Genomic DNA, 12,516 nt, shown 5'->3' with positions numbered 1-12,516 from the left:
CGGTTATCCGCCGTTGGTGACCGGGTTCGACGTCAGCGGGATGAAGCCGTCGTTGATCCAGACGCCCCAGCGACCTCCCCATGCCGAGGTCCACACGACGGGCTGACCGTCCCACGCCTCAGCCGGCTTCTTCGGGGCCCACGCCGGCGGCTCCTCACCCAGTCCGGGCGCCGGTGGCGGCGGCTGAGCGGCGGCCAGCGGCATACCGATGCCGAGCGCGGCCGCGGCGAGCGAACCCGCGACGGCGGCGGCGGACAAGGTCTTTCTGACGGTCGACATGCGTATGCTCCTCTGTGATTACTTAGCGTGTGTAATCACATTACCCCGCGCGCTCAGTGCGATGGGGTGGGCGCGAATCCGGCAGCTGGTGGTGGCGCGCCGGGACCACCCGGCGCCGGAGTCGCCGGCGCCGAACCCGGGGCGTCGTAATACCCGGGCGGCGGCGGGCCGTTCAACGGGTAATAGCCCGGAGGCAGCGCCGGTCCGCCGGTCTTGGGTCCGGTGTCGACGATCGGGTTCGACGACCCGGGATCGGTCAGCGAGATGAAGCCCGGGGGCAGTTTGGGCGCCGGCCCCGCACCGGGCGGTGGCCCGGGGGCCTCCTCGGGCGGCATCGTGAGCGCCTCGATCGGGTTGCCGCTGTGGAACGTGTGCCAGATGTCCCGCAGGTAGCCGAGCTGGCCCGGAGTGCTTCCCGCGCCGTAGGTCTGGTCCTGAAGCTCGGGCACCGTCGGAGCGCCGATCGGCGGCGCGGCCACCGGGCCGCTGGGACCGCTCGCGGGCTCCACGACCGGCTGGCCGGGTGCGGGTGTCGTCGGTGTGGCGGGGTCCGCCGCAGCCGGACCGGCCGCAGCGAGCGCACCGGCCAGCAAGATGCCGCCGACGATCACTGGCGGCTGGAAACGCTGTCGCTCGGTCTTCAAGATGCTCGTCTGTCCTTTCACCGGCGTCCGTAACGGGTCAGGCTATCGCGTGTACCGGCCCCCGTCATCTCGTTCGGACCTGAAAAGCCCGGTATGCCGACCTGACTTCCTCGACCCGCGCCGCCGCGATTCCCCACGGTTTGTCGACGCCGACCCGTTCGTCGAGGTCCCACAGCACGCAGACCTCATCGGGTCCGGCGACTTTCTCCCAGGCGATGACCGTCCGCCGGAGTTGCTCGTGCATCGGCTCCGAGACGGCACCGGCGGGCGCCCCGCCTTCGGGATGATGGTGCAGGAACTGGCCATATGCCGCGTCACAGAACGCCGAATACCTTGCGGTACAGAGAATCAGGCCGTGCCAGGCCTCGTCGACGGCGTGCGACGGCATACCGATCACCTGACCGTCCCGCATTGCCGCGCCGCAGCACCGCAACCACTGCCGCAGGCCCTCGGTCACGAGATCCCGCGGCTGCCAAGGACATGTCTTGTACACGGCCTCGGGCAGTTCCAGATCGGCCACCGCGGCGTTCATCTGGTCCAGCGGCCCCTGACGCTTGAATCGCACACCGCAACTCTAGGTCGCGACCGCCGCCGCAGTCCGGCGCCGGGCTTCCCAGCGCCGCAGCGCCAGCCGGCACGGCTCCTCGAGCAGCGCGTAACTCACCGCGGCCACCGCGAAGCCGAACGTCGTCGTCAGGACCATCACGACCGGTAGTGCGCCGGGGAACGTCGTCTGCCCGATCATGGCGAGCACCATGTCGAGGGCGGCGAGGTGCCAGAGGAACAGGCCGTACGACCAGCGGCCGAGCGTCACCATCGGGGCGCTGGCCAGTACCCGGTGCCGGCCGTCCGGGACGTCCAGGACCAGCGGCGCCAGCAGGGCCCAGGCGATGACGGCCCCGAGCGCCGTCCGCACGATGAACTGGCCGAGGGTTGCGTGCTGGTGGCCGCCGGGCATGGCCAGCGGCGATGCTGCCACCAGGAACGCGACGACCGCCACCGCCATCAGGATCGAGCGCTGCCGAGCCAACCGATGTGCCCAGCCGTACGGCCGGAACATCCACTCCGCCAACAACATCCCCACGGCGAACCACGAGGCGTAGGCCGGCAGCCAGTTGAGCGGATTGGCCCCGTGGTACGCCGGGATCGGCAGATAACCCCAACCGAAACTGAGCAGCGCCACGCCCGCGATCACCGGAACGCGCAGGCGCAGTGACACTTTCGCGACCAGGACCGCCAACAACGGCACCACGAGATAGAAGGCCATCTCGACCGACAGGCTCCACATCTGCGTGAGCCCGGCGATCAGCGTCTTGGGGACGAAGACCTGCGTCAGGGTCAGATTCGCGAGCCACACCGCCCGGTCCGCGCGGTGGGCGTCCGGCAACAGGGTCAACACCGCGACCACCGTCAGCAGATACGCGGGCATGATCCGGACCAGCCGGGACCGGTAGTACGGCGCCGCCTCGGGTTCGGGTCGCAGCCCGTGCGCCGCAGCCGCGTGACCACGCCACAGCAGGAAACCCGACAACGCGAAGAACACGGCCACCGCCAGGTCGAAGCGCGCCAGCAACCGGCCGGCGACCCCGTCGGTGTAGCCCGTCTGCAATGCCACATGCGTGAGCACCACCCCCAGGGCCGCGGCCGCCCGCAACCCCTCGACCGCAGGCAGGAACCCACGGGTGCCGCTGACGGGCTCGGCGGCAGGGGCGGTCATGCGCCCAGTCTGCCCGAGAAGCGCGCTCAGCTACCGAAAAGCCCCGCATCGACGACCCGGATGACCGGCGCGCCGTCCTCGTCGGACGCGCGCAGGTCGACCTCCACGTCGATGCCCCAGTCATGATCGTGCGCCGGGTCGTCCAGAATCTGCCGGACGCGCCACACGTCGGGCGCCCGGTCGAAGATCAGCATCGCCGGGCCGCGCGCGTCGGCCCCGGTGCCGATGTCCTCGTGTTCGGCGAAGTACTGCTCCCCCACCTCTTCCCAGCGCTGCGCTGTCCACCCCGACCCGGAGTCCAGGGCCCCGAGCTCGTCCCAGCGGTGCCGGGCCCACAGCTCCACCCTGCGGAACAACGCATTGCGGACCATAGCGGTGAATGCCCGCTCGTTGCCGGTCAGCGGCCGCACCGGCGCCATCACCGCCACCTCGTCGACCTGATCGGCGCTGGTCAGTTGCTCCCATTCGTCGAGCAGGCTCGAATCAACCTGGCGCACAAGCTCACCCAGCCATTCGACGATGTCGGTGAACTCGTCGGTCCGGGCGGTGGCCGGCACTCCCGAGCGCAGCGCCTTGAAAGCATCGGACAGGTACCGCAGCACCGCGCCCTCGGTGCGGGTCAGGCCGTAGGCACTGACGTACTCCTTGAACGTCAGCCCCCGCTCCCACATCTCGCGCACGACGGACTTCGGGGCCGGGTGCCCGTCCGCGGCCCACGGGTTGCTCCGGCAGTACACCTCGAAGCAGTGCGTCAGCAGTTCATCGAGCGGACGCGGATACGTGATGTCGTCGAGCAGTTCGATGCGTTCGTCGTATTCGATGCCTTCGGCCTTCATCGCCGCGACGGCCTCACCCCGGGCCTTCTTCAGCTGGGCCGCCAGGATCTGGCGTGGGTCCTCCAGCGTCGCCTCGATCACCGAAACCACGTCGCGCGCAAACGTTTCCGAATCCGGGTCGAGCAGCTCGACCGCCGCGAGCGCGAAAGTCGACAGTGGCTGGTTCAGCGCGAAATCCGGCGGCAGGTCGACCGTGAGCCGGTAGCGCCTGCCGTCTTCCTCGGGTTCGGCGAGACGTTCCAGCACGCCGGCCTGCAGCAGTGAGCGCGCGATGCCGACCGCCTCGCGGATGTGCCGCAGCTGCCTCTTGCGCGGCTCATGGTTCTCACCGAGCAGCCGGCGCATGGCCAGACAGGGGTCACCGGGGCGGTCGACGACGTCGAGGATCATGGCCGTGGACACCCGCATGTTGCTCGTGAGTGCTTCCGGCGCGGCCTCGACGAGGCGCTTCATGGTGTTCTCACCCCACGGCACCATGCCGTCGGGCGCTTTGCGGCGCACCAGCTTTCGGCGCTTCTTCGGATCGTCGGCGACCTTGGCGAACTGCTTGAGGTTCTCCACCTCGTGCTCGGGGGCCTGCACCACGACCGTGCCCGCGGTGTCGTAGCCTGCCCGCCCGGCGCGGCCGGCGATCTGGTGGAACTCGCGGGCATTGAGCAGCCGGGTGCGGGTGCCGTCGTACTTCGACAACGCCGAGAAGACGACGGTGCGGATCGGCACGTTGATGCCGACGCCGAGGGTGTCGGTGCCGCAGATGACCTTCAGCAGCCCGGCCTGGGCGAGCTGTTCCACCAGGCGCCGGTACTTGGGCAGCATGCCGGCATGGTGCACGCCGATGCCGTGGCGCACGAGCCGTGACAGCGTCGAACCGAACGCCGTCGTGAAGCGGAAGCCCCCGATGTGCTCGGCGATGGCCGCCTTCTCCTCCTTGGTGCTCACGTTGACCGACATCAGCGCCTGCGCCCGCTCCAGCGCGGCGGCCTGGGTGAAATGCACGACGTAGATCGGCGCCTGCTTGGTCTGCAACAGGTCGGCGATGGTCTCGTGCATCGCGGTGGTGGCGTAGCTGTAGAACAGCGGCACCGGGCGCTCGGCGCCGGCCACCAGAGCCGTCGGCCGGCCGGTGCGGCGGGTGAGGTCCTCACGCAGGACCGTGACGTCGCCGAGCGTCGCCGACATCAACAGGAACTGGGCCCTGGGCAGTTCCAGCAGTGGCACCTGCCAGGCCCAGCCGCGGTCGGGGTCACCGTAGAAGTGGAACTCGTCCATCACGACGAGCCCGATGTCCGCGTCGGCACCTTCCCGCAGCGCGATGTTCGCGAGGATCTCGGCCGTGCACGCGATGATCGGCGCGCCGGCGTTGACCGCGGCATCGCCGGTGAGCATGCCGACGTTGGCGGCGCCGAAGACGTCGCACAGGGCGAAGAACTTCTCACTGACCAAGGCCTTGATCGGCGCGGTGTAGTAGCTGCGCCGGTTCGCCGCGAGCGCGAAATACACCCCGCCCGTGGCCACCAGCGACTTGCCGGAACCGGTCGGCGTCGCCAGCACGACGTTGGCGCCGCTCACCAGCTCGATCAGGGCCTCCTCCTGCGCCGGGTACAGCGCGGTCCCCGACGCCTCGGCCCACGCGGCGAACGATGCCAGCAGTTCGTCGGGGTCAGCGCCCGTCGCGCGCAGCGCGGACAGGTCGGCGGGGTCGTCCAAGAGGGATATGCGGGGTGCCATCGTGTGCTCCAGCCTGCCCGATCACCGGCCGGACGTCCGCGCCGGGCGGACACTTGGGCAGGATGGCTCGTGTGACGTGGTTGATCCCCGACGCGCTCATCGTGGCGCTGTCTCCGATGGCGGTCCTGCCGCCGGTGCTGCTCCTGCTGTACTCGGACCGGCCCCGCAGCACCGGCCTGACGTACCTCTGCGGGTGGCTCGTCGGGATGGCCGCCGTCATCAGCGCAGTGGTGCTGGTCTCGCCCGTCGGGCAGTCCCACGCCGCCGCGACCAGTTCCCGGTTGCAGCTCGGCATCGGCATCGTGCTGGTCGCGCTCGGTGTCGTCACGTGGCTGCGGCGCAGGCACTACGCGCAGGCGACGGGCTGGCTCACCCGGCTGCAGTCCGCGTCGCCACTGGTCACCGGCGTCACCGGGCTGGTCTTCGCCGTCGCGAACCCGAAGTTCATCCTGGCGTGCGTCGCGGGCGGCGTGGCCATCGACGCCCTGCTGACCGCACCCACCGAAAAAGCCGGTGCCATCGGCTTTTTCGTCGCCCTGGCCGGATCAACCACCGCCGCTCCCATCCTGGCGCACCTGGTGGCCTCGCGGTACGCCGAGAAGGGCCTGGAGCGGATGCGCCACTGGGTACAGGAACACACCGCCGCGATCACCGCCGTGACGCTGACGGCAGTCGGCACGCTCCTGATCGTGGTGGCCGGGATCCCCACCGCCGCGGCCGATCAGGTCGCCAGACTCCAACCCGTCGTACTCGAACGGTTCGATCACGACCCCGTCGCCTTCACCGAGGGCATGTTCGTCGACGGCGCGACGCTGTATGAGAGCACGGGTCTCGAAGGAAAATCCGAGCTGCGCGAACTGGACGCCGATACCGGACAGTTGCGTCGCGTGGTTCCGCTGCCGCCCGCCTATTTCGGTGAGGGCATCGCCGACGCCGGCGCGCACCTGTGGCAGCTGACCTACGAGAACGGCGTCGCCATCGAGTGGGACAAGGCCACGCTGACCATGCTGCGGGAGGTACCGCTCGACGGTCAGGGCTGGGGCCTGTGCCGCGCCGGCGACCGGTTGATCCGCAGCGACGGGTCCGCGGTACTGCGCATCCACCGACTCGACGACATGCGCGAAACCGGCACTCTGGCCGTGACCTACAACGGAATTCGCGTGCCGGGACTCAACAGCCTCGACTGCGTCGGCAACCGGATCTGGGCCAACGTGTTCCCCACCGACCAGATCATCGAGGTCGACGCCGCCACGGGCGTCGTCACGGCGGTCGTGTACGCCACCGGTCTGCGCGAGGCTGCCTGGCACGGCGAAGCCGGCGTGCTCAACGGCATCGCGCATCTCGGCGGGCCCGACGGCAACGGGCAGTTCCTGGTCACGGGCAAGTACTGGCCGGCCGTGTACCGGGTCCGGTTCGATGCGGCGACCGAAGCGGAAATTCAGGTGCGCTGACGGCCGCCGGGTGTGACGATCAGCGCCATGCCGAGTTCCCTGATCGAGGTCCGACGCCGGTACAGCCAGTCTGACGAGGTCGCGCTCATCGACGCCGTCCACGGTGCGCTGGTAGCCGCGTTCCGGATCCCGGTCGGCGACAAACACGTCCGGCTGGTGGCCCATGAGCCGCACCGGGTTTCGCACGCGCCGCATCTCGCGCACCCCGAGCGGTACACCCTGGTGACCATCGACTGTTTCGCCGGCCGGTCGGTGGCTGCCAAGCGCGAGCTGTACCGACAGATCGTGCGCGGCCTGGCCGCCTTCGACATTCCGGCCGACCACATCACGATCCTGCTGCGCGAGAGCGCGCTGGAGAACTGGGGCATCCGGGGCGGGCAGGCCGCCTGCGACGTCGGCCTCGGGTTCGATGTGAATGTCTGATCGCGTATTCACGGCCGCCCCGCGGCGATAGGCTCGGAGAGCTCATCGGAAACAAGCTCAGCAAGGAGCAGTCCATGACTCTCGAAGCAGTTGCGACGTCTTTCGAGCAGAACGTCGCCGACGTGCAGGAGTATTTCGACAGCCCCCGTTTCGACGGCATCACGCGGCTCTACACCGCGCGTCAGGTCGTCGAACAGCGCGGCACCATCCCGTCCGACTACCCGGTGGCCCGGCAGGCCGCCGAGGCGTTCTACCCGCGGCTGCGCGAACTGTTCGCGCAGAAGAAGAGCATCACGACGTTCGGGCCGTACTCCCCCGGCCAGGCCGTGGTGATGAAGCGGATCGGCATCGAAGGCATCTACCTCGGTGGCTGGGCCACCTCGGCCAAGGGCTCCATCAGCGAGGACCCCGGGCCCGACCTGGCGAGCTACCCGCTGAGTCAGGTGCCCGACGAGGCCGCCGGCCTGGTGCGTGCCCTGCTGACCGCGGACCGCAACCAGCAGTACCTGCGGCTGCAGATGACCGAGGAACAGCGGGCCGCCACCCCGGCTATCGACTACCGGCCGTTCATCATCGCCGACGCCGACACCGGCCACGGTGGAGATGCCCACGTACGCAACCTGATTCGCCGTTTCGTCGAGTCGGGCGTCCCCGGTTACCACATCGAGGACCAGCGGCCCGGCACCAAGAAGTGCGGCCACCAGGGCGGCAAGGTGCTGGTGCCGTCGGACGAACAGCTCAAGCGCCTCAACACCGCGCGCTTCCAGCTCGACATGATGGGCGTGCCGGGAATCATCGTGGCGCGCACCGACGCCGAGGCCGCCAACCTCATCGACAGCGCAGCCGACGAGCGTGATCAGCCGTTCCTGCTGGGCGCCACCAACCTCAACATCCCGTCCTACAAGTCGTGTTTCCTGGCGATGGTGCGCCGCTTCCACGACAAGGGCGTCACCGACCTACGCGGACACCTGCTCTACGCGTTGCCCGAAGGGCAGTACGCCACCGCGGAGGCGTGGCTGGACAGCCATGGCATCGCGGGCCTCATCGACGAGGCGGCCGCGTCCTGGGACCAGAATTCCGGGCAGTCCGTCGACTCGGTTTTCGACAAGGTCGAGTCGAAGTTCGTCGAAGCGTGGCAGGCGGATTCGGGGCTCAACACCTACTGCGAGGCGGTGGCCGAAGTACTGCAGTTCCGCGCCAAGGAGGGCGAGGCCACCACGGTGAGCCCCGAGGAGTGGCGCAAGTTCGCGGCCCGCGCCTCGCTGTACGCGGCGCGTGAGAAGGCCCGCGAACTCGGTGCCGACGTGGCATGGGATTGTGAGCTCGCCAAGACCCCCGAGGGCTATTACCAGGTGCGCGGCGGCATCCCGTACGCGATCGCGAAATCCCTTGCGGCCGCGCCCTTCGCGGACATCCTGTGGATGGAGACCAAGACCGCGGACCTGGCCGACGCCCGGGAATTCGCGGAGGCCATCCATGCCGAATTCCCCGACCAGATGCTGGCGTACAACCTGTCGCCGTCGTTCAACTGGGACACCACGGGCATGACCGACGACGAGATGCGGGCATTCCCAGAGGAACTCGGCAAGATGGGGTTCGTCTTCAACTTCATCACCTACGGCGGCCACCAGGTGGACGGTGTCGCGTGCGAGGAGTTCGCGACATCCCTGCGCCAGGAGGGCATGCTGGCGCTGGCCCGTCTGCAACGGAAGATGCGGCTCGTCGAATCTCCCTACCGCACACCGCAAACCCTCGTCGGCGGGCCGCGCAGCGATGCCGCGCTGGCCGCGTCGTCGGGCCGGACCGCGACCACCAAGGCGATGGGTGCCGGCTCCACGCAGCATCAGCACCTGGTCCAGACCGAGGTGCCCAAGAAGCTCCTCGAAGAGTGGCTGGCCATGTGGAGTGATCACTACCAGATCGGCGAGAAGTTGCACGTGCAGCTGCGTCCCCGTCGCGCCGGTTCCGACGTCCTGGATCTGGGCATCTACGGCAGCGGTGACGAGCCACTGGCGAACGTCGTCGTCGACCCGATCAAGGACCGGTACGGCCGCAACATCCTCACGGTGCGCGACCAGAACACCTTCGCCGAGAAGCTGCGGCAGAAGCGGCTGATGGATCTGATCCACGTCTGGCTGATCCACCGGTTCAAGTCGGAGATCGTCTACTACGTGACGCCGACCGAGGACAACATCTACCAGACCGAGAAGATGAAGTCGCACGGCCTGTTCAGCAACGTCTACCAGGAGGTCGGTGAGATCATCGTCGCCGACGTGAACAAGGCACGGATCGACGAACTGCTGGCACCGGACCGCGAGGCTCTCGGCCGCTTGATCCGCAAGGAGGACTAGACCGCCGGTTCCTGTTCTGCCGCACCGAAGATCGCGATCGCGACCGCACCCGCGACCGCGGTGGCGAAGGCAACCCCGACCAGCCACCCGAGGCCGGGCTTGGCCACATCACCCAGGAGCAGGACGCCGACCACTCCGGGGATCACCGTCTCCCCCATGACGAGTGCGGCGGCCACCCCGTTCACCGAGCCGATCTGCAGCGCGACGGTGAACAGGTAGAAGCCACCGCCGCCGGCGACCAGCACCGCCCACGCCGCCGGGTCGGAGACCAGCGCATGCCACTGGAACGGGTCCAGCCCGTGCGCGATTCGCACTGCAACAGCCATGGCGCCGTACAGGATCCCGGCGATCAAGCCGGCCGGCACCGCAGCCTTCGTGCCGAGCACCCGGACGAGCACCACCCCGAAGACGAAGATGAGCACCGCGGCCGCCAGGACGCTCCAGTGCATGTGCCTGCCCGGTACCTCGGTGCCGAGTTCACCGGCGCTGAAACCGAGGACACACAGTGCGGCAAGGACTATCGCGATGGCGGTCCAGTCGCGCGTGCGCAGGCGCACCCCGAGCACCAGCACACTCAAGACGGCGGTCACCGCGAGATTGGCGCTCATGATCGTCTGCGACAGGAACAGCGGGATCAGCCGCGCCGACACGAGACTGCCGAGGAATCCCAGCCCGTCCAGGAGCATGCCGGCGAGGAACAGGGGCGCCAGGATCGCTGACATCGTCGAGCGGAAGGTCGGAGCGGCGACGGCGGCCTCGCCTTCCTGTCGTGCGGCACGGGACTGCAGAACCGACGCCGTGCCGTAGCTGAAGCAGGCGACCAACGCCGCGATGACGCCGATCAGCATTGCGCGGCTCCGACTCGGGCGGACCGGGGATTGGCAGGCATCGGCCAATTGTAGGGAGCGGCACGATGCCAAACCGGGACCTGCCACTTACGTCAGGCACAGCTGATCCACAACCTGCTGCCGTTCCATGGTCGGACAGTCCGCCACGAACGGAGACGATCGATCATGAAACTCACCAAGATGATTGCCGGCTTGGCAATCGCCGGCAGCCTCGGCGCCGGCCTCGTGACGCTGGGCACCGGTGTCGCCAGCGCCGACTGGGGTCCGCCACCGCCGCCGCCCGGCCCCGGCTGGGGACCTCCGCCGCCGGACCACCACTGGGGACCGCCACCACGCGACCACGACTGGGGACCGCCACCACGCGACCACGACTGGGGACCGCCACCACCGCCGGATGGAAACCCGCCCGGCACCTGGAACGGCGGCTGGGAGCCGGACGGCGGTGTGTGTCTGTTCGGTGCCTGCATCTAGACACCGAAAGGTGATGCCTAAGGCGGGCACAGGCCATACATAGCTTAGCTAACGATAGTGGTTACAGACCGAGAAACAGTGACCCCGCGACTGCCGCGGGTTCACCTGAGTCGAGGAATGGGATAGCTATGAAATCGATAAAGCTCATTGTTGGCCTGGCCGTCGCCGGCGGCGTCGCTGCCGGAACCCTCGGGCTGGGCGCCGGTACCGCCGCTGCCGACACCGGCACGGCACCGGTCCCGGCCCGCTGGGGTCACGGGCCCGGCTGGAACGGTCCGGGACCCGGCTGGGGTCCGCCACCACCGCCGCCGGCCTGGGGCTGGAACCCGCCGGGCACCTGGAACGGCGGCTGGGAACCTGACGGCGGATTCTGCATCTTCGCCGCCTGCATCTAGCTCAGTCCGAGTGCGGGCGCGGCGCCGGCAGCTCCAGCAGCAGCCGGGCACCGCCGAGTGGACTCTGCGTCAAAGACGCTGTGCCACCGTGCAGTTCGGCCTGCTGCGCGACCAAGGCGAGACCGAGGCCGGAACCTGAATGTGACGCGGTGGATCCGCGCGCGAAACGGTGGAACACCGCGTCACGTTCGTGTTCCGGTACGCCGGTGCCATTGTCGTCGATGGCGATCTGCACCCCGTCGTGCGAGCTGACCGCGGACAGCTGCACCCTGGTCGCGCCACCGTGTTTGACGGCGTTGGCGATCGCGTTGTCGACGACCAGCCGGAGCCCGACGGGCAGCCCCAGCATCAGCACCGTCGGGGACGGCACCAGGGCGACGTTGAGGTCGGGGTACACCCGCACCGCATCGTGAGCGGCCCGGTCGAGCAACTCGGTGATGTCGACGGGCACCAGGTCGTCGGCGGTGGTCAGCTCGCCCTGGGCGAGCCGTTCCAGTGCCGTCAGCGTCGCCTCGATGCGGCTCTGGGTACGCATGACGTCACCGATCACTTCGGCGCGCTGCTCCGCCTCGAGATCCAGCGTGGACAGCACCTCGAGGTTGGTGCGCATCGCGGTCAACGGCGTGCGCAATTCGTGCGATGCCACCGATGCGAAGTCACGGGCCGACTCCAGCGCGGCCTTGGTGCGTTCCTGCTCCTCACCGATGCGGGCCAGCATGCCCTCGACGGCCTCGGCGATCTCCACGGCCTCCGAGACGCCCCGCACGTGGACCTCTTCGGGCTTCGACTGCGCGTTGATCTGCCGGGCCTGCTGCGCGAGTTTCCGGAACGGGTTGATCATCACGAACCACATCGAGCCGCCGACCAGGAACGTGCCGAGGATGACGCCGCTGCAGATGGCCAGGATGCGGATGTGCAGCGTGCGGATCTGCCGTTGCGCCTCGGCCAGTGGCGCGCCGAGCGCGATCGACGCCGATCCCGTGGTCACGGTGCGGACCCGGTATTCGACGCCGTTGATCGTGGTGTTGGCATAGCCGGCGTCGAACTGCGGCAGCACGATGTCCGCAGGCATCGAGACCGTGGCGGCGCCGATGCGGACGGTCTGCACGAGTGAGCCCTCGGACTGCGGCGTGCCGGTGGGGCTCTGCCTGGCGATGCTCAGCAGGGTGTTGACGTCCGGCAGACTGCTCAGCGAGTCCAGCCGGCGATCGAGTTGGCTGTACTGGTCGTTGGTGACACCGATCCACACCCAGGTCCCGATGATCAGCACCGTCGCGACCACCGACAACGCGGCGACAACGACGATCACTCGCAACGACAAAGCCGGTATCGGTAATCGCAGCTGCACCAGGTCATCATGCCCGATGCAAAAA

The 12,516-nt window shown here is 68.7% G+C and carries 12 protein-coding genes; 5 read left to right on the top strand and 7 right to left on the bottom strand.

Annotated features, from left to right (window positions below):
* Positions 1–3: 3 nt before the first annotated feature.
* From G6N46_RS03190 to G6N46_RS03170, 5 genes are all read right to left on the bottom strand, one after another.
* Positions 4–279 carry a hypothetical protein gene (locus G6N46_RS03190; RefSeq protein WP_061003681.1) on the bottom strand — a complete coding sequence of 92 codons (276 nt, stop codon included), beginning with the start codon at positions 277–279 and terminating at the stop codon, positions 4–6.
* A gap of 53 nt (positions 280–332) precedes the next feature.
* Complete coding sequence (locus tag G6N46_RS03185; protein WP_234789667.1) at positions 333–923, bottom strand: hypothetical protein; 591 nt, start codon at positions 921–923, stop codon at positions 333–335.
* A gap of 64 nt (positions 924–987) precedes the next feature.
* Positions 988–1,488: a UCP032817 domain-containing protein gene (locus G6N46_RS03180; protein ID WP_082762033.1), complete on the bottom strand. Its 501-nt coding sequence runs from the start codon at positions 1,486–1,488 to the stop codon at positions 988–990.
* Positions 1,489–1,497: 9 nt separating this feature from the next.
* A complete protein-coding gene (locus G6N46_RS03175) occupies positions 1,498–2,640 on the bottom strand; it encodes an acyltransferase family protein (RefSeq protein WP_138249371.1) in 1,143 nt (380 codons plus the stop codon).
* A gap of 26 nt (positions 2,641–2,666) precedes the next feature.
* On the bottom strand, positions 2,667–5,204 hold the full coding sequence (locus G6N46_RS03170) for a DEAD/DEAH box helicase (protein ID WP_138249372.1): 2,538 nt from the start codon (positions 5,202–5,204) through the stop codon (positions 2,667–2,669).
* A 71-nt stretch (positions 5,205–5,275) separates the two neighbouring features.
* Between G6N46_RS03170 and G6N46_RS28435 the strand changes: the two genes are divergently transcribed.
* The 3 genes from G6N46_RS28435 (at position 5,276) to aceA (ending at position 9,429) form a co-directional block, all read left to right on the top strand.
* Complete coding sequence (locus G6N46_RS28435) at positions 5,276–6,655, top strand: glutaminyl-peptide cyclotransferase (protein ID WP_191260192.1); 1,380 nt, start codon at positions 5,276–5,278, stop codon at positions 6,653–6,655.
* A 27-nt stretch (positions 6,656–6,682) separates the two neighbouring features.
* Positions 6,683–7,078 carry a tautomerase family protein gene (locus G6N46_RS03160; protein WP_138249374.1) on the top strand — a complete coding sequence of 132 codons (396 nt, stop codon included), beginning with the start codon at positions 6,683–6,685 and terminating at the stop codon, positions 7,076–7,078.
* 74 nt (positions 7,079–7,152) lie between these two features.
* Complete coding sequence (aceA, locus tag G6N46_RS03155; RefSeq protein ID WP_064857639.1) at positions 7,153–9,429, top strand: isocitrate lyase ICL2; 2,277 nt, start codon at positions 7,153–7,155, stop codon at positions 9,427–9,429.
* Here the strand turns inward: aceA and G6N46_RS03150 are convergent.
* On the bottom strand, positions 9,426–10,277 hold the full coding sequence (locus G6N46_RS03150; protein ID WP_133427459.1) for a DMT family transporter: 852 nt from the start codon (positions 10,275–10,277) through the stop codon (positions 9,426–9,428). The genes aceA and G6N46_RS03150 overlap by 4 nt on opposite strands.
* 165 nt (positions 10,278–10,442) lie before the next feature.
* On the opposite strand from G6N46_RS03150, the gene G6N46_RS03145 reads away from it, so the two are divergent.
* Both G6N46_RS03145 and G6N46_RS03140 read left to right on the top strand, forming a co-directional pair.
* Entirely contained in the window at positions 10,443–10,748 is a 306-nt protein-coding gene (locus tag G6N46_RS03145; RefSeq protein ID WP_138249375.1) for a hypothetical protein, read from the top strand.
* A 128-nt stretch (positions 10,749–10,876) separates the two neighbouring features.
* The gene (locus tag G6N46_RS03140) at positions 10,877–11,143 is read left to right on the top strand and encodes a hypothetical protein (RefSeq protein ID WP_138249376.1); all 267 of its coding nucleotides are present in this window, start codon (positions 10,877–10,879) and stop codon (positions 11,141–11,143) included.
* A 1-nt stretch (position 11,144) separates the two neighbouring features.
* On the opposite strand, the gene G6N46_RS03135 is transcribed toward G6N46_RS03140, so the two are convergent.
* Positions 11,145–12,491 (bottom strand): sensor histidine kinase, encoded by a 1,347-nt coding sequence (locus G6N46_RS03135; RefSeq protein WP_234785483.1) that lies wholly within the window; start codon positions 12,489–12,491, stop codon positions 11,145–11,147.
* Between the last annotated feature and the right edge of the window lie 25 nt (positions 12,492–12,516).

The organism is Mycolicibacterium phocaicum, from assembly GCF_010731115.1.
GTDB lineage: Bacteria > Actinomycetota > Actinomycetes > Mycobacteriales > Mycobacteriaceae > Mycobacterium > Mycobacterium phocaicum.
Note: the sequence above shows the minus strand (reverse complement) of the source record. Positions and strands in the feature narration are given on the sequence as shown.

Coding starts and splice junctions, on each gene's coding strand:
- G6N46_RS03145 (WP_138249375.1), top strand. CDS start 10,443: ATGAAACTCACCAAGATGATTGCCGGCTTGGCAATCGCCGGCAGCCTC.
- G6N46_RS03140 (WP_138249376.1), top strand. CDS start 10,877: ATGAAATCGATAAAGCTCATTGTTGGCCTGGCCGTCGCCGGCGGCGTC.
- G6N46_RS03150 (WP_133427459.1), bottom strand. CDS start 10,277: ATGCTGATCGGCGTCATCGCGGCGTTGGTCGCCTGCTTCAGCTACGGC.
- G6N46_RS03160 (WP_138249374.1), top strand. CDS start 6,683: ATGCCGAGTTCCCTGATCGAGGTCCGACGCCGGTACAGCCAGTCTGAC.
- G6N46_RS03170 (WP_138249372.1), bottom strand. CDS start 5,204: ATGGCACCCCGCATATCCCTCTTGGACGACCCCGCCGACCTGTCCGCG.
- G6N46_RS03190 (WP_061003681.1), bottom strand. CDS start 279: ATGTCGACCGTCAGAAAGACCTTGTCCGCCGCCGCCGTCGCGGGTTCG.
- G6N46_RS03175 (WP_138249371.1), bottom strand. CDS start 2,640: ATGACCGCCCCTGCCGCCGAGCCCGTCAGCGGCACCCGTGGGTTCCTG.
- aceA (WP_064857639.1), top strand. CDS start 7,153: ATGACTCTCGAAGCAGTTGCGACGTCTTTCGAGCAGAACGTCGCCGAC.